We start from the raw sequence: 19022 nt of genomic DNA on the forward strand, positions 1-19022 counted from the left end.
CTCGCTCGACGAATGTTATTTCTATCATACGATTGATATTCCCGGCCACGGCACGGTGGAGGGCGAATGGGATTTGCGCAACAGCCTTGAGCCCTATCTCGGGCATTACAATTTCGCCGGCAAGCGCGTGCTTGATGTGGGTGCTGCCTCGGGCATCTTGTCCTTTCATATCGAGCGGCAGGGCGCTGACGTCGTGTCTTTCGACCTGTCGGAAGACTACGACTGGGACATTGTTCCATTCGACGCGAACGACAATGCATCAGCCCGCAAGGACCGCCGCGGCCACCTTCGGCGGATCAACAACGGCTACTGGCTTTGCCACAAGGCGTTCGGGTCGCAGGCGAAGATGGTCAACGGGGTGGTCTACAACATTCCCGCGCAGATCGGCGCGGTGGATGTGGCCGTCTTCGGCAGCATCCTGCTGCACTTGCGCGACCCGTTCCTGGCCCTGGAAAACGGCGCGCGCCTGGCGCAGAAGACCATGATCGTCGCTGATGTTTCGCCTTACGGTCGCCTCGCCAGCCGGTTTCTCAAACGGCCGCGTTTCATGCCGAGAGCTGATCGTCCGGAGTGGGTGACCGATGGCTGGTTTCGCCTGCCGCCTCTTCTGGTTGAAGAGTACCTGCGAATTCTGGGCTTTTCCAATACGAGGATTACCTGGGGCGACTATCGCTACAAGGATAGAGCAGTGCCGATTTACACGATTGTCGCGGAGAAGTGATGTGGTAGCTGGTGGAGCGCAGGGCTTGCGATAAGCGTGCTCGCCGGAGGCTTACTCACCGCCCCTTCGGCTTCTCCAGCACCTTCTTCCTAAAGCTGCACAGGTCCTCCACCTTGCAGCGCCAGCACTCGGGCGTCCTCGCCTTGCAGACATAGCGTCCGTGCAGGATCAGCCAGTGATGCGCGCCCAAGCGAAACGGCTGCGGCACGCGCTTTTCCAGCTTCGCCTCGACCTGTTCGGGCGTCTTGCCCTTGGCGAGGCCGGTTCGGTTGCCGACCCGGAAGATATGGGTATCGACCGCAAAGGTCTCCTGCCCGAACCAGCAGTTGAGGACCACATTCGCCGTCTTGCGGCCCACGCCGGGCAGGCGCACCAGATCCTCGCGGGTGTCGGGCACCTCGCCGCCATATTCGTCGACCAGAAGCTGCGAGAGCGCGATCACGTTCTTGGCCTTGGAGTTGAACAGGCCGATGGTCTTGATGTGCTCTTTCAGTCCTTCTTCGCCCAGATCGAGCATCGCTTGCGGTGTCTCCACCTTGGCAAATAGCGCGCGGGTGGCCTTGTTCACCCCCACGTCGGTCGCCTGCGCCGAGAGCGCCACGGCCACCACCAACTGGTAGGCATTGCCATATTCCAGCTCGGTTTCGGGATCGGGGTTGTCTTCGGCGAGGCGGCGGAAGAACTCGAAAATCTGGTCCTTGGTCATCAGATCCCAAGCACATCCTTCATGGAGTAGCGTCCCGGTGCCTTGCCGATCAGCCAGCTTGCGCCCTTCACCGCGCCATGGGCGAAGATCGCGCGGTCTTCGGCGAGGTGGGTGAGGGTGAGCCGTTCCTTCTCGCCCGCGAGATAGACCATGTGTTCGCCCGCCACGGTGCCCCCGCGCAGCGCGGCAAAGCCGATGGCGCCCTCGGCGCGCTTGCCGGTGTGGCCGTGGCGGCCGCTCTCCATGTTGTCCGCAAGCTCGATCCCGCGCCCTTTCGCTGCGGCTTCGCCCAGCAGCAGCGCGGTGCCCGAAGGCGCATCGACCTTCATCCGGTGGTGCATCTCGACGATCTCGATGTCCCAGTCCGGCCCGAGCTTGCAGGCGGCCTCCTCGACCAGGTGCGCGAGCAGGGTGACGCCCAAGGAGGTGTTGCCCGTTTGCAGGACGGGAATGGCGCGGGCGGCGTTGTCGATGGCGGTCATCTCCCCCTCGCCGAGGCCGGTGGTGCCGATCAGCAGCGGAATGCCTGCGCCGATGGCGGCGTGGAGATTGGCCTCCAGCGCGCCGGGGGCGGAGAAGTCGACCAGTGTATCGCTCGCATCGGCCAGCGCGGCGACATCGCCGCCATGGTCCGCGCCGCCTGCGCATTCGTGCTCCGTGCTCGCCGCCAGCGCGGCGGCAATCGCCTGACCCATGCGCCCGGCGCTGCCGATGATTCCTATTCTTGCCACATGCACCCCGATTGTCCTGAGCTTGTCGAAGGACTGCTTGCCTTCACCGCCCGTCTAGAAGGAAGGATACCCCTTCAACAAGGCTCTCCTGAGCTTGTCGAAGGACTCAGGGCGTACGGTGGTGAGTGAAATGGCAGTATTTTCGAACGCCAATGTGATCCTCATCGGCGCAAGTCAGAACGCCTTGCGCATCCGCACCAAGGGCAGCGAGACCTCGCCCGCCATGACCTCGACCCGCTCGACCGCGCGATAGCCCGCCACCGCATAGAGCCGCTCGCCCGCCAGCGTGGCCATCATCTCGACGCTGGTGAACCCGGCCGCGGCGGCGGCTTCTTCGCAGGTCTTGAGGATCAGGCGGCCCACGCCTTGGCGCACGTGTGCGGGGGCGGTGTACATGGCCCTGATCTTGGCCGGATCGCGCGCCGGGTCGAGCAGCTCCGGGTTGCGCAGGTCGGTGCTGTGATCGCCGCCGAACAGCGTGGCGCGGTTGCTCCAGCCGCCGCAGCCGGCGATCTCGCCATCGCGTTCAGCGATAAGATAGGTGCCGTCCCGGATCAGCTGCGTATCGAGCCCCATCACCGCATGGCTGGCGACGACCTGCTCGGGCGTGAGCACATCAGCCTGAAGTGTGTCGATGGCGAGCTGCATCACCGCCTTGAACGCGGGAAGGTCGTCCATCGTGGCCCATCGGGTCGTGAGCTGTTGGTTTTGCGAATCTGTCATTGTGGGTCCCGTTCTTGTCGCGCCGCCTTGCCCGCGCGGGGCGATGCTTCATAGTGGGCGGATGGCAGTCTATCGCAGCATCGTGATCCTCACCGGCGCCGGGATCAGCGCCGAATCGGGCCTGCGCACTTTCCGCGCCGAGGATGGCCTATGGGAAGACCACCCGGTGGAGCAGGTCGCCACGCCCGAAGGCTTTGCGCGTGATCCCGATCTTGTGCAGCGCTTCTACGACGAACGCCGCGCGCAGGTGCTGGCCGCCGAGCCCAATGCCGCGCATCAGGCGCTCGGGCGGCTGGACCGCGAGTTCGATGGCGACCTGTTGCTCGTCACGCAGAACATCGACGACCTGCACGAGCGGGGCGGGGCCGAGCGCGTGCTGCACATGCACGGTGAGGCTCTGAGCGCATGGTGTCGGGCCTGCGATGCACGCCACCCCTGGCAGGGCAGCTTGCGTGACGGGCCAGCCTGCCCCTCCTGCGGTGCGGTGGCCATGCGTCCCGACATCGTCTGGTTCGGCGAAATGCCCTATCAGATGGAGCGCATTTTCTCAGCGCTCGCCGGGGCTGACCTGTTCGTGAGCATCGGCACCAGCGGCGCGGTCTATCCGGCGGCGGGCTTCGTGCAGCAAGCAGCCGATCACGGTGCGCGAACGCTCGAACTCAATCTGGAGCGCAGCGCCGGATCGCACTGGTTCGACGAAACGCGGCTGGGCGCGGCCAGCGAACTGGTGCCGCAGTGGGTGGACGAGGTGCTCAGGGCCTGATCGAGCAAGCCGGTCCTTCGAGACGGGCGCTCAGCCTGCGGCTTCATGCCCTCCTCAGGACGAACGGATTGGGGGCGGTGGCACAAGACCCGCTCAGGCTGAGCCTGTCGAAGCCCAGACACTGACATACCCGCCGCCCTAACGCCCCTTCTTCGCCGGTGCCGCGTGAAAGTCGGGGTCTTTCTTGGCCACCCATTTCACGAACTTGTCGATCACCGGCTCGGCCAATAGCTGGTCGACGTCCATCCCGATCCGCTCAAGCTGCGAGTTGGTGAAGTTCGTCATAAGCGCATCCTGGCAGATCGCGTGCATCGGCACGGTCTCGCGTCCGCCGCGGCTCTTGGGCACGGGGTGGTGCCAGACCAGCGTCGCCCCGGTTGGCCTGCCGCAGAGCCAGCACGTTGGCGGCGGAGCCTGCTCTTCGGGTTCGTCGATGTCCCAGTCATCGCGGCGTTTGCGTGCCATCTCGTGCTCCTATTCGTCGCCGTACATCGCCACCACCGGCTCTGCCCCGGCAGCGGCCACGCCGCGATACATGCCTTCGGTGTTGAAGCTCCAGGCCGGTGTGCCGTCTACCCCGACCACGATCACGCCGCCCGTGCCGCCCAGCGCCAGCGTTTCGGCCTGCACCGTGTCGGCGGCTTCCTGCGCGCTCTCGCCGAGGAAGCGCATTCTTGCGGCGATCTCGTGCGCCAGCCCTTCGCGGATATAGAATTCGCCCGCGCCGGTGGCCGAGACGGCGCAGGCGCGGTTGTCGGCATAGGTGCCCGCGCCGATCAGCGGGCTGTCGCCCACGCGGCCATAGCGCTTGCCCGTGTGGCCGCCGGTCGAGGTGGCGGCAGCGAGCGCGCCGCTCCTGTCGCGCGCCACCGCGCCCACCGTGCCGTGCTTTTCGTCGTTGATGTGAGGCAGACCTGTCGCTTCGCGCTCGTGCCAGCGGGCGAGCTGTGCCCGCGCGCGGTCGGTGCCGAAGTAGTCGGGCTCGGCCTGTTCAAGGCCCTGTTCGAGCGAGAACTTGTCCGCCCCGGCGCTTGCCAGCAGCACATAGCGCCCATCGTCGAGCACCTTGCGCGCGAGCGATACCGGGCTGCGGGTGCGGGTCACGCCGCAGACAGCCCCGGCGCGTCGCTCGGTGCCCTCCATGATCGCCGAATCGAGTTCGATCGTGCCCTCGGCGGTGAACACCGCGCCGTGTCCGGCGTTGAAGGCGGGGTCGTTCTCCAGAACCTGCACGGCGGCCTGCACCGCATCGAGCGCGCTACCGCCTGCCTCCAGAATGGCGCTGCCATCGACCAGCGCGCGGGCGAGCGCGGCGCGAGTGCGTTCCTCGCGCTCGGGCGAGAGGTCGGGGCGGAGAATCGTTCCCGCGCCGCCGTGGATCACAAGCGTCCATTCAGGGGCGGGTGGGGTGTGCCTGGCGGGAAGGGTGGGCATGGTCATCAGGCGTGCGAACAGCCCTTGCAGGCCGGGTCCTTGGCGATGTTCAATGTGCGCAGCGAGGGGGCAAGGCCGTCCATCAGGTGCAGCTTGCTCCACAGCGGCTCGCCCATCTGTGGGGCGACCAGCACGCGGATGGCCTGCATGGCGGCGAAGGTGCCGGCCCAGCCCGCCATCGCGCCGAGCATGCCGTCCTCGGCGCAGGTGTCGCAGTCCTCGGCGTCGAAGGCATCGCCGACGAAACAGCGGTAGCAGGCCTCGCCTTCGAGGTGCCCGGCAAAGGCCCCGACCTGACCCTGAAACCGGCCCACAGCAGCGGCGAGCAGCGGCACCCCCGCGGCAACGCAGGCGTCGGACACGGCGAGGCGGGTGGCGAAGTTGTCGGTTCCGTCAAGCACCAGATCGACGCCTTCGAGCACGGCGGGGGCATTCTCGGGCGTGATCCGGCGGTCGGAGATGTTGACCGCCAGCTCCTTGTCGAAATTCGCCACCCAGCGCCGCGCGGAGACCGCCTTGCCGTGGCCCACGTCGCGTTCGGTGTAGATGGTCTGGCGCTGGAGGTTCGACATGTCGACATCGTCGTCGTCAACCAACGTTAGCGTGCCGATCCCGGCTCCGGCGAGATATTGCAGCGCGGGCGAGCCGATCCCGCCGAGCCCCATCACCAGCACATGCGCCTGATTGAGCAGCACCTGCCCGGTGCCGCCCAGTTCGGGCAGGACGATGTGGCGGGCAAACCGGTCGAGACGGGCGGTGTCGAAGTTCATGGCCGCTTCCCTAGGTCGCCGGGAGAAGGCGGGGAAGAGCTTTCCTACAGCCGGTGGATAATGGCAGGGGCAGGGATGGCTCTTTGATAGTGTGGATAGCGGTGGTCGCGGCGCGGGAATGCGCGCGAGTGTCAACTTTGCAGGTGTGCCTGAAAGGCGCGCATTTCTGCGGGGTTGCGTTAGGCTGGTGCGCATGTCGGAGTGTCAACTTCGTCACCTTTGCACGTTGTGGGCAGGGCTGTGGAGAGGCGGTGCATAAGCCTGTGCACCGCGCCGGGAAAACCGGGGCGGCGGGGTAGGGGACAAGTTTGTCGAAAAGCGAGGGAAAGGCGGTTGGTCCTTCGAGACGCTCTGCTTTCAGCTTCGCTCCTCAGGACGAACGGGAATTAATATCATCCGTTCGTCCTGAGGCCGTTTCGAAGGACCGGGCCTTAGTGGGGCCTCAGCTCTCAAGCTGGCGCAGCAGGCTGCGCACGTCGCCGTCCATATCGGCGTCGCGGGTGCGCAGGTCTTCGATCAGACGCACGGCGTGAATCACGGTCGAGTGATCGCGGCCGCCGAACTTCCGTCCGATCTCGGGGTAGCTGCGCGGGGTCAGCACCTTGGAAAGGTACATCGCCACCTGTCGCGGACGCACCACGGCGCGGGCGCGGCGCTTGCTGCTCATCTCCGCACGGTCGATGCGGTAGAACTGGCAGACGGTGCGCTGGATCTCGTCAATCGTGATGCGCTTGCGGTTGGCCGAGAGAATGTCGGTCAGCTGCTCTTCGGCAAGCTGGAGCGACACTTCCTGACCCGTCAGCTGGGCATAGGCTATCAGCTTGTTCAGCCCGCCGACCAGCTCGCGCACATTGCGGCTGACGGTGCGGGCGAGGAAGTCGATCACATCCTCGGGCACGGCGAGCGGGGCGAACTTGGTCAGCTTCGATTCGAGAATCGCGCGCCGCAGTTCGATATCGGCAGGCTGGATGTCGGCGACCAGACCCATCGACAGGCGGCTGAGCAAACGCGGCTCGACCCCGTCGAGCGCCTGCGGCGCACGGTCGGCGGCGAAGACCAGCCGCTTGCCTTCGTTGAGCAGCGCGTCGATCGTGTAAAGCAGCTCTTCCTGGGCGCTGGCCTTGCCGATGATGAACTGGATGTCGTCCACCAGCAGCAGGTCGAAGCCCCGCAGACGGCCCTTGAACTCGATCATCTCGTTCGACTTCAGCGCCTGCACGAACTCGACCATGAAGCGCTCGGCCGAGCAGTAGAAGATGCGGGCGCGCGGGAAGGTGCGCAGATACTGGTGGCCGATGGCATGCAGCAGGTGCGTCTTGCCCTGGCCGGTGGCGGCCTTGAGATAGAGCGGCGAGAACTGCGGCTTTTCGGCCTGAGCCATGCGCTCGGCAGCGTTCTTCGCCAGCACGTTGCCGGTGCCGGTAACGAAGGCGGCGAAGGTCTGCGTCGGGTCGAGGCCGACCGAAGAGGTAAAGCCATCGTCGCCGATCGATTCCATCGCCAGCGACGGATCGTTGGCGGCGACATTGCCGAAGTGGTCCTGGCTCTTGAGGCTGATGTCCGACATCCGCCGACGACCGGGATGCACCTTCACATCGACCTGACGCACGCCATTGCGGATGATCTTCCACGCCAGCGACAGACGGTCGAGATAGTTCTTGCGCACCCAGTTGGCGAGAAACTCGCTCGGCAGAAACAGCTCGAGCGTGCCGGTGGCCTTGTCGAGCTTGCCGAGCTGGATCGGCTTGATCCACTGCTGGTGCAGCTGGTGGCCGAGGTCCTTGCGCAGGCCCTGGCTGATGTCCGCCCAGTCCGCTGCCAGGTCCAGGGCTTCGCTCTCCTCGATATTTTCCACGCTGTTCCCGTTCTTGTCTTTGCGTACGCGTCCTGCTTGTGGCCCCATCCGTATCATTGTCTTGTCATTCCTGCTCAAAATGCCCAACCGACAGATGCTGCCCCTCTCGCAGACACGACCTCCCCGCACGGCGCGGCTATATGCGGCGCCGCCGGTCGTGTTGCATTTGGATCTGTAAGCGGCCCGGGATGACCTCCCGTTGACCGCGAGGAGGACTATTGGACGACTTGGCTGGAGGGGCAAGGCCGAGCCTGTAAAAAATCTTAAATATACCGGCTTGACACCTTGGGGTGCCGCAGCCCTCCGTTCAAGTTTTTGAAATTAAAGAATAGTTATGTGACAGGATCGCGAATCGTTGGATTCATGGCCTTTTGTCGGATGCCAATGAGCGGAAAGACCTAGGTACGAAAAAAGGCCGGTGAAAGGATCACCGGCCCGTTCCAAATCTGTTCCGATTATTGTGCATTGCGGCAGCGAATCACCGCCGCCGAGACGCGAATCAGAGAGCGGCGACGCGCTTGGTCAGCCGGCTCAGCTTGCGCGAGGCGGTGTTCTTGTGGAGCACGCCGCGAGCGACACCGCGCGCCAGTTCGGGCTGGGCGGCCTTGAGGGCGGTCGACGCGGCTTCCTTGTTGCCTTCGGTGCAGGCCAGCTCGACCCTCTTCACGAAGCTGCGGATGCGGCTCATGCGCGCGCCGTTGATCTCGGCGCGCTTGTTGTTGCGACGGATGCGCTTCTTGGCTTGCGGCGTATTGGCCATGTCTGTCCTTCGTCTCCACGAACGCTGGAGAGCGCCCGGATGTCTCTGTTGTAAACGTGCGGAAGCAGGCGGGAGCCCGCTGGAAAGCGCGGCCCATAGCTCCATGCAGAGATTCGGTCAAGCAAAGGCGCATATAGCCCCTAACGCTGACAGCGCGGGCAATACCAGGTGCTGCGCCCGCCCTGAGCCAGCCGCTGGATTACGCCGCCGTCCTCGCGCAGGCAAGGCTCGCCCGTGCGGCCATAGACGGCAAAGCGGGTGGCGAAATAGCCCAGTTCTCCGCTCGGCGCGGCATAGTCGCGCAAGGAAGAGCCGCCGTCGGCAATGCTCTGTTCGAGCACCTCGCGGATCGCCGGGACCAGCCTTTCGAGCGCGGGCCGCGAGACCTTGCCGCCCGCCTTGCGCGGATCGATCCGTGCCCGGAACAGCGCCTCGCACACGTAAATATTGCCGAGCCCCGCGACGATGGCCTGATCGAGGAGGCACAGCTTGATCGCCTGCTTGCGCCCCGCCAGCGCGGCCTTGAGGTGGGCGGCGGTCAGCTCGCTGCCGAGCGGTTCGGGCCCCATCGCGGCAAAGGCGCGCCACGCATCGAGCCGGTCGGTGGGGACGAGATCGACAAAGCCGAACCGGCGCGGATCGTTAAGCGCAAAGCGGTGCTGCGCCGTTTCGAGCACGAGGTGATCGTGCTTCTCGTCGCTCTCGGGATCGATCCGCCAGCGTCCGCTCATGCCGAGGTGGAAGATCAGCGTGGCGGCGCGGTCGGTGTGGAGCAGGCCATACTTCGCCCTCCGCCCCAGCGAGGAAATCGTCGCTCCGGTCAGCACCTGCACGAGGTCGGGCGGGAAGGCGAAGCGCATGTCGGGCCGGTTCACTTGCACCCGCGCGATTCGCTCGCCTTCGAGGAAGCGGGCAAGGCCGCGTACGGTGGTTTCGACTTCGGGCAGTTCGGGCATGGCGCTGATTTAGGGCGGGCAAGGCTTTCTGTCATCGCCAAGCCTGCCGGGCGCCATTAACAGGCCTGCGATGACAAACAATTCGAACTATCGCGCGATGGCGCTGCTCGCGCTGGTCATGATTTTCTGGGCGGGCAATTCTATTGTCGGGCGCGCGGTGGCTGGGCAGATCCCTCCGCTGACCTTGGCCTTCATCCGCTGGACCGGCGCGCTGGCGTTGCTTGCCCCGTTTGCCATTACGCCGTTGCGGCGCGATTGGCCCGAATTGAAGCGCGCCTGGATGCCGGTGCTGGTGCTGGGTGTGCTCGGCATCGGCGCTTTCAATTCGCTGCTGTATTCGGGCCTCCAGTTCACCACCGCAACCAATGCGCTACTGTTGCAGGCGGCCGTGCCGGGCGTGGTCCTGCTGCTCGATCGGGTGTTCTTCCGCTTGCGCAGCGGAACGGTGCAGATCGCCGGAACACTGGCAACCATGATGGGCGTGGTGTTCATCGTGTTCGAGGGCGATCCGGCGCGCGCACTGGCGCTGCATCTCGGCAGGGGCGATGCGCTGGTGCTCGTGTCGGTGCTGGTCTGGTCGCTTTACACTGTCTTCCTGAAGTTGCGCCCTGAGGTTGCCCCGATCAGCTTCGTGGCGGTCACCTTTGCCATTGGTGTGCTGGCGAATGCCCCGCTGGCGCTGTGGGAATGGAGCGCGGGCCTGCGCATCGTGTGGAGCACGGGCACCGCTCTGGCGCTGGTCTATGTGGCGTTGTTCCCGTCGCTGGTGAGCTACTTCATCTACAACTATGCGGCCGGGCAACTGGGCGCGGCGCGGGCGGGGCAGTCGATCACCTTGCTGCCGGTGTTCGGCGCGCTGCTTTCGGCGCTGTTGCTGGGCGAGGTGCTGCACTGGTATCACGCAGTGGGCATCATGCTGATCGGCCTGGGTATTGCGCTGGGCCTGTGGGCGCTGCGGCAGCAACAAGCCGGTGGCGCACCGCGCCCTACGCCGCTAGAGGGCAAACGATGAGCGAGCAGGTATCCTTCGGCTACGAAGACGTCGATCCCGCCGAGAAGACCAAGCGCGTCGGCGCGGTGTTCTCCGGCGTGGCCAGCAAATACGACATCATGAACGATGCGATGTCGGGCGGGTTGCACCGCTTGTGGAAGGACCAGTTCGTGCGCCGGGTGAAACCGCAGGCGAACGAGCAGATCCTCGATATGGCGGGCGGCACCGGCGACATCGCATTCCGCATGGCCGACGAGGGCGCGAGCGTGATCGTCTCCGACATCAACCAGGAGATGCTCGATGTTGGCATCGAACGCGCGATGCAACGCGGGATCGATGGCCTTGTCTGGTCGCGCCAGAACGCCGAGGAGCTGACCTTCACCAACCGCCAGTTCGACGCCTACACCATCGCTTTCGGTATCCGCAACGTGACGCATATCGACAAGGCGCTGCGCGAGGCGCACCGGGTGCTCAAGTTCGGCGGGCGGTTCTTCTGCCTCGAATTCTCGACCATGAACTGGCCCGGAGCGAAGGAGGCCTATGACCTTTATTCGCACAAGCTGGTGCCGCAGCTGGGCCAGATGATCGCAGGCGATGCCGAGAGCTATCGATATCTGATCGAATCGATCCGCCGCTTCCCGCCGATGCCGGAGTTCGAGCAGATGATCCGCGACGCCGGGTTCGTGCGCACCAAGGTCGAGCCGATCCTCGGCGGGCTGGTTGCGATTCATTCGGGGTGGAAGGTCTGATCTCTTGACCACTCCCGCCACGCATATCTGGCGCCTGCTGAAGTGGGGGCGCACGCTGGCGCGCCACGGTGCGCTGCGCGGGATCGAGGCCGATCCGAACACGCCCGCGCCGGTCAAGCGACTGTGCCGCCTTGCTCGCTTTGGCACGGTGCAGCCGCGCGAGCCTGACTATGCCGCGGCCTTTCAGGCCATCGGCCCTGCCGCGATCAAGCTCGGGCAGACGCTCGCCACCCGGCCCGACCTTGTCGGCGAGGATGCCGCGCGCAACCTCTTGAGCCTGCAGGACAGCCTGCCGCCGGTTCCCTTCGAGAAAATCCGCGAACAGATCGAGCGCGGCTTCGAACGGCCGCTGGAAGACATCTTTGCCGAGGTCGATCCGGTGCCGGTGGGGGCTGCCTCTATCGCGCAGGTCCACAAGGGCATCACCATCGACGGGCGCACCGTGGCGATCAAGGTGCTGCGGCCCGGCATCCGCGAGAAGTTCGAGCGCGACATAGCCACCTATGAATGGGCCGCAGCGCATCTGGAGGCGATGGGCGGCGAGGCGCAGCGGCTGCGCCCGCGGCTCACCATCGCCAATTTCAAGCGCTGGACCAACCGCGAGCTGGACCTGCGGCGTGAGGCCGCCTCGGCTTCAGAACTGGCCGACGCGATGGTCGCCATCGACCGCTATGAAGTGCCCGATATAGACTGGGACCGCACCAATGGCCGGGTGCTGACGATTGCCTGGATCGACGGGATCAAGATTTCGCAGACCGACAAGCTGATCGAGGCCGGGCACGACCTGCCCGACCTTGCCCGGCGGCTGGTGCTGGCCTTCCTGACGCAGGCAATCAGCGCGGGCTATTTCCATGCCGACATGCATCAGGGCAACCTGTTCGTGCGCGCCGATGGCACCATCGTCGCAATCGATTTCGGGATCATGGGCCGGATCGACCGCCGCGCGCGGCAGTGGCTGGCCGAGATCCTCTATGGCCTGACCACCGGCAACTACAAGCGCGTGGCCGAGATCCATTTCGAGGCGCAATATGTGCCGAGCTATCACTCGGTCGACGAGTTCGCGACCGCGCTGCGCGCCGTGGGCGAGCCGATGCGCGGCAAGCCGGTTAGCGAGTTGAGCGTCGGGCAGATGCTCGATGGTCTTTTTGCGATCACTCGCGATTTCGATATGCAGACGCAGCCGCACCTGTTGCTGCTCCAAAAGACCATGGTGATGGTCGAAGGCATCGCCACCCAGCTCGATCCGCAGATCAACATGTGGGACGTGGCCGCGCCCTATGTGCGCGACTGGATTCGTGACGAGCTTGGCCCTGAAAGCGCCATTGCCGACCGCATCAAGGAAGACACCGACACGCTGCTGCGCGTGCCCGCGCTGATCAGGCGCTTGGAGGAGCTCTATCCCCCGCGCGGCGGAGCGCCCGAACCGCCCCCCTTGCCAGAGGTGGAGCTGATCTGGGAGCGGCGCGCGCGCGTGCCTGGGCGCGGCTTGCTCGGCTATGTGATGGCAGCTCTGGCAGGCGGCGCTCTGGTCTGGGCGGGAAGTGTGGCTGGATGGCTCAGCTAGGCGCGCGAACGAGGAAGTTCGACCGGTTTGCTAAGTGGGCCCCCGGCGCGGCGGTACTGGTACTCCTGGGCTTTACCCTGCTGCTGGTCGCGGCGGCGCTGGCCGCAAGGCCGGTGCCCGAGGACGTGCCAGGCAATGCGGTGGCGAGCGTGGCCTCCGCTCTCATGACCGAGACCGATGAAAGCGCGGACCGCGATACCGATCTCAGGTTGTACGATCGCATTGCCGAACGCGTGGGCGAGGGCGAGAATTACTATGTCGTCGCGATAGAAGAGCAGCGCGCGCGCGATTTTCCGGTGCGTCCGGGCGTCGCCGTGCGCTTGCCCACGCTGGCTTGGGTCAGCGGCCATGTCGGGCCTTGGGGGATGATGGCGGTAGCCTTCGTGCTGGGCGTTGCCGTGTTCATTGCCTGGTGGGACAGGCTGGAGAACGAGCCGGGCGGGCGCGAATATCGTACCTATATTCTCCTGCTCTTGGCCATTGGCGCGCTGGCCGGGTTCAAGCCGCACTATTTGGCTCTGCACGAGGTTTGGGCCGGGATGTTCGTGGCGCTCAGCCTGGGCCTCTATCGCCCCGGCCAATGGGGCTGGGCGTTGGTCTTTGCCGCCGCCGCACTTGCTTTGCGCGAACTGGCCTTGCCTTATGTCTGCCTGATGGGGACGATGGCGCTGATGCGCGGCGAACGGGTGGAGGCCGTGGCCTGGAGCTTGGTGGCCGGCCTGTTCCTGATCGGCCTTGCGGCACATGTCAGCCTCGTCGGAGCGCTTGCCAGCACGGCAGACCCGGTTTCGCCCGGTTGGCTGGCTTTGCGTGGGCTCGGCGGGTGGACCGGCAACATTGTCGCCTCCAGCCCCTTGCAGTTGCTCCCATCATGGCTGGCCGCACCGCTGGTCTTGCTTCCGCTGATTGGTTGGGCCGGATGGCGCAGCGACCTTGGCCTGACCGGTTTTCTGCTGTGTTTCGGCTATGGCCTTGGCTTCATGACTTTCGGACGCGAAAACAATTTCTACTGGGCGCTGGTGGTGATGCCCGTGTGGTTCGTGGGCCTTGCCTTCGTGCCGCGCGCGCTTTCCAGCCTGTGGGCGTCGGCGCGCGGGCAATGAGCGTGGCGGCTGACTGGCTGGCCCGCTGGTGCGCGCTTGATCGGCCATTGCGGCACCTGCCGCGGCTGGGGGCTCTGGCCGCGCTCCTCGCGCTGGTTGGGACCTTGGCCTGGAGCACCGTGGCCGTGCCGCAGATGCGTAGCGGTGAGGTGAAGGCGCAGGTCACCAAGGCTGAAAACAACGGCAAGAAGGGCATCGGCGACTACGAACTCTATCGCCGGATTTACAAGCGTGTCGATGCGGGCGAGAACTACTACGAGGCCGCCGTCACCGAGCAGCGTGCCAACCGCTATCCGGTAAAGCCCTTTGTGACCGTGCGCCTGCCGACCCTGGCCTATGCTCAAAGCTGGCTCGGCCTGGAGAGGCTTGGCCATGTCCTGGTCGCCATGCTGGTGGTGTCTATCGGGCTGTTCCTGCCGCTGACGCAGGATCGCACCGGGCTTGCCGAGCGGGTGGTGGGGGCCTTTGCGCTGCTGCTGGGCGGCGCGAGCCTGTTCGCGCGGCAAGGGCCGCTGTCGCACGAATCGGTTGCCGGAATCCTGCTGACGCTGGCGTTGCTCTCCTATCGAACGACCAACTTCTGGCCCTCTCTGATATTCGCGGCGATGGCGCTGGCAGTGCGCGAGCTTGCCTTGCCTTTTGTGCTCCTCTGGCTTGCGCTCGCCTTGGTGGCGGGGCGCTGGCGCGAGGCGGGTTGGGTGGCTGGCATTGTTGGGCTGTTCGGGCTTGGACTGTGGCTGCATTCGCTGGGCGTGGCGGCTGCGGTGGCGGACGGAGGTCTCGCCTCTCCGGGCTGGAAGGCCATGGCCGGCCCGGCGCTTCCGCTCATGGGGATGGTGCGGATGACCCCGCTGCTCACGCTGCCGACTTGGCTTGCCGCCCCACTCGCGGTTTTGCCGCTGGTCGGATGGGCCTCGCTCGGGGGCAAGCGGGCAGGCTTTGCTTGCCTCGCTTTTGCAGGATTCTTCCTGATGATGGCGCTGTTCGCGCGAGCCGAGAACTACTACTGGATTCTGATCGTCCTGCCTCTCTATGCGGCAGGTTTTGCCTTTGCGCCGCGTGCTGTGGCCGATCTGGTGGCCGCAGCGCGCGGCAAGGTTTCCAGCCGCAGGGAAGGGCATATTTAACCATAGTCGGGCATGGCTGGAAAAATGCTGGTCGCATGACTAGTCTTTGAAATGCAGTGATTTGGCCAGGAGGGCCACGAACAGGTAATGGCAGAGCCACGTATCCTGCTGGTGATCGGCGGCGGAATTGCCGCTTACAAGTCGTGCGAACTTGTGCGCCTGATCCGCAAGGGCGGGGGCGATGTCACCTGCGTGCTGACTGACAGCGGCGCCAAGTTCGTCACCCCGATGGCGCTGGCTGCGCTGTCGGGCAATCAGGTCCACACCACCTTGTGGGATCTGAAGAACGAGGCCGAAATCGGCCATATCCAGCTGACCCGCGAGGCCGACCTCGTGGTGGTCTGTCCGGCGACGGCGAACCTGCTTGCCAAGATGGCCCACGGAATCGCCGACGATCTGGCTACAACGCTGATCCTCGCCACCAACAAGCCGGTACTGGCCGTGCCCGCGATGAACGTGCAGATGTGGCTTAACGAGGCGACCGAACGCAACGTGTTCACCCTGCGCGAAAGCGGGCTCCGAGTGATGCAACCCGAGCTTGGCGAGATGGCCTGCGGCGAATTCGGGCCGGGGCGTTTGCCCGATCCCGAGATGGTCTGGCTCGAAATTGCCGACATGCTTGGCCTGGATCCGAGCGTGGTCGGGATCGACTATGAGGACGAGGACGGCAACCTCGGGGTCGATCATCCGGGCGGGCTGTCGGGCCTGCTCGCCTCGATCATCCCGCGCTCGTTCCGGGGCGGCGATGAGGGGCAGGAGCCGGACGAGGACGATGGCTTCGAAGCTGAACCCTCCGATGGCCCGGACTTGCCCGAACCTGACTATTCGGATTCCGGATCGCTGCTCGCGAAGAAAGGCATTGCCAAGGCCGCCCCGCCGACCGACCGCGAGGCGATCAACCACGAGGTGAACGCCCGCCAGAGCGCGCCGCAGCCCTTCGAGGGCGAAGATGCGGCAGCGCCCACGCGCCCACTCGATTATCCGCTTGCCAATGCGCTCGACGCGCCGAGCGAGCTGGCGTTTGACGACGCGCTGGACAGGTTCGACCCGCTCGCCGGGCAACCCGGTTTCGAGGAGCCGGTCGAGCACCGACCGCTCTATGGCAAGCACGTACTCATCACCGCCGGGCCGACGCACGAGCCAATCGACCCGGTGCGCTATCTCGCCAACCGCAGCTCGGGCAAGCAGGGCTATGCCATCGCCGCCGCTGCCGCCGCTGCGGGCGCGCGGGTGACGCTGGTGTCAGGCCCGGTAAACCTTCGCACCCCGCTCGGGGTCGACCGGATCGATGTGGAAAGCGCGGAGGACATGGCCAAGGCGGTCAAGGCTGCGCTGCCTGCCGATGCGGCGGTGATGGTGGCTGCGGTGGCCGACTGGCGCCCGCGCGATTATCGCGAGGAGAAGCTCAAGAAGCGGTCTTCGGCTCCACCCGCGCTGATCCTCACCGAGAACCCCGATATCCTTGCAACGATCGCCGCCAGCCCGCAGCGGCCCGACCTCCTGATCGGCTTTGCCGCCGAGACCGAGAACGTGATCGAGAGCGCGCGCAAGAAGCGCAAGAGCAAAGGAGTCGACTGGATCGTAGCCAATGATGTATCAGGCGATGTCATGGGCGGCGAAGACAATCAGGTTCATCTCATTCTCGAAGGCAAGGCCGAAGAATGGAAACCGATGAGCAAGCAGGACGTCGCCACCCGCCTCGTTGCCAAGATTGCCGAGAAGCTGACCGCTAATGTCTGAGACTGTTCCCGTCCGTATCCGCCGCCTGCCGCATGGGCACGGGCTGGACTTGCCGCGCTATGCCACGGCGGGCGCTGCCGGGATGGACGTGCTTGCGGCCGAAAACGTCATTCTGCGGCCGGGTATGCGTCACGCGGTGGCAAGCGGCTTTGCCATGGCCATTCCCGAAGGGTTTGAAATCCAGGTTCGCCCGCGTTCGGGGCTGGCGCTGAAGCACGGGATCATGGTCCCCAACACGCCCGGCACCATCGACAGCGACTATCGCGGCGAGGTGAAGGTGATCCTCGTGAACCTGAGCGAGGACAACTTTGCCATCCAGCGCGGCGACCGCATTGCGCAACTGGTGCTCGCGCCGGTCACGCTGGCGCAGTGGGACGAGGTGGAAGAGCTTGACGAAACCGCGCGCGGCGAGGGCGGCTTCGGGTCGACCGGCGTCTCCGAACAGCGGACCTCCGCACCGAGCCGCGATTACGCGCCTTTGCGCTAGCGGCGTTGGTATCGCCTGTCCTTCGAGGCGGGCACCCAGCCTGCGGCTTCGCGCCCTCCTCAGGACGAACGGGCGAGTGCTCCGGCCCCTAAAGCCCGCGCACCCACTCCATAAACGGCCCTGACAGGCTCTGGTCGGTAGAGCCAATTGTCGCGCCTTCGGTGATATGGTTGTGGCCTTTCAAGAGCAGCATGGTGGGGCAATTGCCGCTCGCACCCTCGGTGCACAGCTGCGCTTCCACGGCCTTGGCGAAGCTCGTGAACTGCTCGGGGTCGTGCTCGGCATAGGCGAGCATCAGCGGCACCTGCACTGCGCCAAGCCTTGTGACGGCGGCGTCGGCCGTATGCGCGGCAGTGTCGCTACCATAATAGACGTGATCTTCGCCTTCGGTGGCGGTGTAATAGGGGGAGAGCAGCAGCGCGCCTTTCACGCTCGAGAACTCTGGGCCGTGCAGGTCGGCGTGCTGGACATAGTCGGCCACGTGGCTCGCGCCCGCCGAATGGCCGAACAGAACCACCTGATCGGGGTCGCCGCCATAGTCGGCGATGTTGTCGCGCACCCATTGGACCACGGCAGCCAGATCGTCACGTCCGGCGGGCCATTGGGCAACCGGGGCGAAGCGATACTCCATGTTCACACCGACCATGCCATTGCGCGCGGCGAAGGCGGTGACGTTCTGCGGGTAGAAGCCGTCGCCTGCCTTGCTCCCGCCGACGAAGCCGCCGCCGTGGACGAACACCAGCACCGGACGCGCCGTCGTCTCGTCGGCAGCGTTCTCGGTATAGATGTCGAGCCGCTGGGCCGTGTCTTCGCCATAGGCCACATCGCTCGTGATCGTCACATCGTCATAGGGCGGGGCCTCGACCATCCCCTGCACCACCGCGATGCTGGCCGGAGGATCGATCACGGGGCCAATGGCAGCAATCTGCGCAGCCTTGTCGGCAGGAAGGCCGGGCCATTGCGACGGCATCGCTTCTTCAGTCATCTCTTCCTCGACAGGTTCGCTGCCGCAGGCGGCAAGTGACAGGCAGGTGGCAGCCAGCAGCCAGGTTCTCATACGATTTTCCCCCGTGAGCATTCGTTCCGAGCTGCTTGCCGGATTATGCTTGCGAGGGAAAGCCCCAAGCCTAGTCGCGCTTGACCGGCTGGTCCTCGGGCTTGATCGAAATACGCACCGTCTCGCCCGAGTTGCCGGGGAAGTCGGTGAACATGGCTTCGACCAGGTTGGGAACCAGATACTGCAGGCGGTTGGAGGTCGATGCCGCCTCGGCATTGCCTTCGAACAGGCGCTCGCCGCTCTTTGCGTCGTCGATCTTCAGCTCGATACCGCTGGTATAGACGGTGTAGCTGTCCACCCCGCGATAGCTGGGGCCGCCGAAGAACGGATCGTGCCAGCCATAGCCCCAGGCGCGGCTCGGCAGATAGGCGACGCGCGGGCGGCCATCATAGCCGCGATAGACCACGGGGCGCGAATAGCCGTACCAGCTGTCATAGAACGGGTCGCGGTAAAAGCCGCTCGAGCGCACACGTTCGCGCCCCTGATCGACGCCATAGTCGAAGCGCACCAGTAAGGTGGCATCCTCTGGGCTGGAGGCCTGAGTATAGCCCAACTCGGCCATCTCGGCCTCGACATAGTCGGCATAGAGCGCGAACTCGAGACCGCCGGCCAGTTCCGGATCGTCGGCGACGACCGCGAAGGTCTGACCCTGCGGGGCGGGCAGGCGGCTTTCGAAGCGACTTACGTCGGCATTGAAAGAAGTTGCACAGGCAGAAAGCCCGGCCAGAAGCAGCGGCGCGGCGGCGAGCTTCACGAAGCGACGAAGGGTTGTATTTGCCATGGGT

General features: G+C 65.3%; 20 protein-coding genes. 9 read left to right on the forward strand and 11 right to left on the reverse strand.

Going from position 1 to position 19022, the window contains the following annotated elements; translation table 11 throughout:
* Positions 1-73 precede the first annotated feature (73 nt).
* Positions 74-721 carry a class I SAM-dependent methyltransferase gene (locus tag ABDJ38_RS14335; protein WP_346785812.1) on the forward strand — a complete coding sequence of 216 codons (648 nt, stop codon included), beginning with the start codon at positions 74-76 and terminating at the stop codon, positions 719-721.
* 55 nt (positions 722-776) lie between these two features.
* Here the strand turns inward: ABDJ38_RS14335 and nth are convergent, their stop codons facing one another.
* The 3 genes from nth to ABDJ38_RS14350 form a co-directional block, all read right to left on the reverse strand.
* The gene (gene nth / locus ABDJ38_RS14340) at positions 777-1427 is read right to left on the reverse strand and encodes an endonuclease III (protein WP_346785813.1); all 651 of its coding nucleotides are present in this window, start codon (positions 1425-1427) and stop codon (positions 777-779) included.
* Complete coding sequence (gene dapB, locus ABDJ38_RS14345) at positions 1427-2158, reverse strand: 4-hydroxy-tetrahydrodipicolinate reductase (protein WP_346785814.1); 732 nt, start codon at positions 2156-2158, stop codon at positions 1427-1429. The genes nth and dapB overlap by 1 nt, the downstream gene beginning before the upstream one ends.
* Before the next feature lie 174 nt (positions 2159-2332).
* Positions 2333-2881: a GNAT family N-acetyltransferase gene (locus ABDJ38_RS14350; protein WP_346785815.1), complete on the reverse strand. Its 549-nt coding sequence runs from the start codon at positions 2879-2881 to the stop codon at positions 2333-2335.
* A 61-nt stretch (positions 2882-2942) separates the two neighbouring features.
* Between ABDJ38_RS14350 and ABDJ38_RS14355 the strand changes: the two genes are divergently transcribed.
* Positions 2943-3644 carry an NAD-dependent deacylase gene (locus ABDJ38_RS14355; RefSeq protein ID WP_346785816.1) on the forward strand — a complete coding sequence of 234 codons (702 nt, stop codon included), beginning with the start codon at positions 2943-2945 and terminating at the stop codon, positions 3642-3644.
* 138 nt (positions 3645-3782) lie between these two features.
* Here the strand turns inward: ABDJ38_RS14355 and ABDJ38_RS14360 are convergent, their stop codons facing one another.
* The 6 genes from ABDJ38_RS14360 to mutM all read right to left on the reverse strand — a co-directional run bounded on the left by ABDJ38_RS14360 (position 3783) and on the right by mutM (position 9419).
* Positions 3783-4109 carry a hypothetical protein gene (locus ABDJ38_RS14360; RefSeq protein WP_346785817.1) on the reverse strand — a complete coding sequence of 109 codons (327 nt, stop codon included), beginning with the start codon at positions 4107-4109 and terminating at the stop codon, positions 3783-3785.
* Positions 4110-4118: 9 nt separating this feature from the next.
* Complete coding sequence (locus tag ABDJ38_RS14365; protein WP_346785818.1) at positions 4119-5084, reverse strand: isoaspartyl peptidase/L-asparaginase family protein; 966 nt, start codon at positions 5082-5084, stop codon at positions 4119-4121.
* Positions 5084-5848, reverse strand: a complete 765-nt coding sequence (locus ABDJ38_RS14370) for a HesA/MoeB/ThiF family protein (protein WP_346785819.1) — start codon at positions 5846-5848, stop codon at positions 5084-5086. Before ABDJ38_RS14370 ends, ABDJ38_RS14365 begins: the two co-directional genes overlap by 1 nt.
* Before the next feature lie 442 nt (positions 5849-6290).
* Entirely contained in the window at positions 6291-7751 is a 1461-nt protein-coding gene (gene dnaA / locus ABDJ38_RS14375; protein ID WP_346785949.1) for a chromosomal replication initiator protein DnaA, read from the reverse strand.
* A 451-nt stretch (positions 7752-8202) separates the two neighbouring features.
* On the reverse strand, positions 8203-8463 hold the full coding sequence (gene rpsT / locus ABDJ38_RS14380) for a 30S ribosomal protein S20 (protein ID WP_346785820.1): 261 nt from the start codon (positions 8461-8463) through the stop codon (positions 8203-8205).
* A gap of 140 nt (positions 8464-8603) precedes the next feature.
* On the reverse strand, positions 8604-9419 hold the full coding sequence (mutM, locus tag ABDJ38_RS14385; protein WP_346785821.1) for a bifunctional DNA-formamidopyrimidine glycosylase/DNA-(apurinic or apyrimidinic site) lyase: 816 nt from the start codon (positions 9417-9419) through the stop codon (positions 8604-8606).
* 70 nt (positions 9420-9489) lie between these two features.
* Here mutM and ABDJ38_RS14390 point away from each other — a divergent pair, with 70 nt between their 5' ends.
* From ABDJ38_RS14390 to dut, 7 genes are all read left to right on the forward strand, one after another.
* The gene (locus ABDJ38_RS14390) at positions 9490-10431 is read left to right on the forward strand and encodes a DMT family transporter (protein ID WP_346785822.1); all 942 of its coding nucleotides are present in this window, start codon (positions 9490-9492) and stop codon (positions 10429-10431) included.
* Positions 10428-11159 carry a class I SAM-dependent methyltransferase gene (locus tag ABDJ38_RS14395; protein ID WP_346785823.1) on the forward strand — a complete coding sequence of 244 codons (732 nt, stop codon included), beginning with the start codon at positions 10428-10430 and terminating at the stop codon, positions 11157-11159. Before ABDJ38_RS14390 ends, ABDJ38_RS14395 begins: the two co-directional genes overlap by 4 nt.
* A gap of 4 nt (positions 11160-11163) precedes the next feature.
* Positions 11164-12723 carry a 2-polyprenylphenol 6-hydroxylase gene (gene ubiB / locus ABDJ38_RS14400; RefSeq protein WP_346785824.1) on the forward strand — a complete coding sequence of 520 codons (1560 nt, stop codon included), beginning with the start codon at positions 11164-11166 and terminating at the stop codon, positions 12721-12723.
* The gene (locus ABDJ38_RS14405; protein ID WP_346785825.1) at positions 12711-13826 is read left to right on the forward strand and encodes a hypothetical protein; all 1116 of its coding nucleotides are present in this window, start codon (positions 12711-12713) and stop codon (positions 13824-13826) included. Before ubiB ends, ABDJ38_RS14405 begins: the two co-directional genes overlap by 13 nt.
* Positions 13823-14953 carry a hypothetical protein gene (locus ABDJ38_RS14410; RefSeq protein WP_346785826.1) on the forward strand — a complete coding sequence of 377 codons (1131 nt, stop codon included), beginning with the start codon at positions 13823-13825 and terminating at the stop codon, positions 14951-14953. The genes ABDJ38_RS14405 and ABDJ38_RS14410 overlap by 4 nt, the downstream gene beginning before the upstream one ends.
* An 87-nt stretch (positions 14954-15040) precedes the next feature.
* Positions 15041-16693, forward strand: a complete 1653-nt coding sequence (locus ABDJ38_RS14415; protein ID WP_346785827.1) for a bifunctional phosphopantothenoylcysteine decarboxylase/phosphopantothenate synthase — start codon at positions 15041-15043, stop codon at positions 16691-16693.
* Entirely contained in the window at positions 16686-17180 is a 495-nt protein-coding gene (gene dut, locus ABDJ38_RS14420) for a dUTP diphosphatase (protein WP_346785828.1), read from the forward strand. Before ABDJ38_RS14415 ends, dut begins: the two co-directional genes overlap by 8 nt.
* A gap of 88 nt (positions 17181-17268) precedes the next feature.
* Here dut and ABDJ38_RS14425 read toward each other — a convergent pair whose 3' ends face one another.
* On the reverse strand, positions 17269-18237 hold the full coding sequence (locus ABDJ38_RS14425; RefSeq protein ID WP_346785829.1) for an alpha/beta hydrolase fold domain-containing protein: 969 nt from the start codon (positions 18235-18237) through the stop codon (positions 17269-17271).
* Between the two features lie 70 nt (positions 18238-18307).
* Entirely contained in the window at positions 18308-19018 is a 711-nt protein-coding gene (locus ABDJ38_RS14430; protein ID WP_346785830.1) for a DUF4136 domain-containing protein, read from the reverse strand.
* Positions 19019-19022 lie beyond the last annotated feature (4 nt).

Origin of the sequence: Aurantiacibacter flavus (assembly GCF_039710615.1) — a bacterium.
GTDB classification, from domain to species: Bacteria; Pseudomonadota; Alphaproteobacteria; order Sphingomonadales; family Sphingomonadaceae; genus Alteraurantiacibacter; species Alteraurantiacibacter flavus.

Excerpts from the sequence above, each read along its gene's own strand:
- ABDJ38_RS14430 (WP_346785830.1), bottom strand. The coding sequence starts at position 19,018 with ATGGCAAATACAACCCTTCGTCGCTTCGTGAAGCTCGCCGCCGCGCCG.
- dut (WP_346785828.1), top strand. The coding sequence starts at position 16,686 with ATGTCTGAGACTGTTCCCGTCCGTATCCGCCGCCTGCCGCATGGGCAC.
- nth (WP_346785813.1), bottom strand. The coding sequence starts at position 1,427 with ATGACCAAGGACCAGATTTTCGAGTTCTTCCGCCGCCTCGCCGAAGAC.
- dnaA (WP_346785949.1), bottom strand. The coding sequence starts at position 7,751 with ATGGGGCCACAAGCAGGACGCGTACGCAAAGACAAGAACGGGAACAGC.
- ABDJ38_RS14350 (WP_346785815.1), bottom strand. The coding sequence starts at position 2,881 with ATGACAGATTCGCAAAACCAACAGCTCACGACCCGATGGGCCACGATG.
- ABDJ38_RS14410 (WP_346785826.1), top strand. The coding sequence starts at position 13,823 with ATGAGCGTGGCGGCTGACTGGCTGGCCCGCTGGTGCGCGCTTGATCGG.
- ABDJ38_RS14365 (WP_346785818.1), bottom strand. The coding sequence starts at position 5,084 with ATGACCATGCCCACCCTTCCCGCCAGGCACACCCCACCCGCCCCTGAA.
- ABDJ38_RS14355 (WP_346785816.1), top strand. The coding sequence starts at position 2,943 with ATGGCAGTCTATCGCAGCATCGTGATCCTCACCGGCGCCGGGATCAGC.
- ABDJ38_RS14425 (WP_346785829.1), bottom strand. The coding sequence starts at position 18,237 with ATGAGAACCTGGCTGCTGGCTGCCACCTGCCTGTCACTTGCCGCCTGC.
- rpsT (WP_346785820.1), bottom strand. The coding sequence starts at position 8,463 with ATGGCCAATACGCCGCAAGCCAAGAAGCGCATCCGTCGCAACAACAAG.
- ABDJ38_RS14390 (WP_346785822.1), top strand. The coding sequence starts at position 9,490 with ATGACAAACAATTCGAACTATCGCGCGATGGCGCTGCTCGCGCTGGTC.
- ABDJ38_RS14360 (WP_346785817.1), bottom strand. The coding sequence starts at position 4,109 with ATGGCACGCAAACGCCGCGATGACTGGGACATCGACGAACCCGAAGAG.
- ABDJ38_RS14370 (WP_346785819.1), bottom strand. The coding sequence starts at position 5,848 with ATGAACTTCGACACCGCCCGTCTCGACCGGTTTGCCCGCCACATCGTC.
- ABDJ38_RS14395 (WP_346785823.1), top strand. The coding sequence starts at position 10,428 with ATGAGCGAGCAGGTATCCTTCGGCTACGAAGACGTCGATCCCGCCGAG.
- ABDJ38_RS14415 (WP_346785827.1), top strand. The coding sequence starts at position 15,041 with ATGGCAGAGCCACGTATCCTGCTGGTGATCGGCGGCGGAATTGCCGCT.
- mutM (WP_346785821.1), bottom strand. The coding sequence starts at position 9,419 with ATGCCCGAACTGCCCGAAGTCGAAACCACCGTACGCGGCCTTGCCCGC.
- ABDJ38_RS14405 (WP_346785825.1), top strand. The coding sequence starts at position 12,711 with ATGGCTCAGCTAGGCGCGCGAACGAGGAAGTTCGACCGGTTTGCTAAG.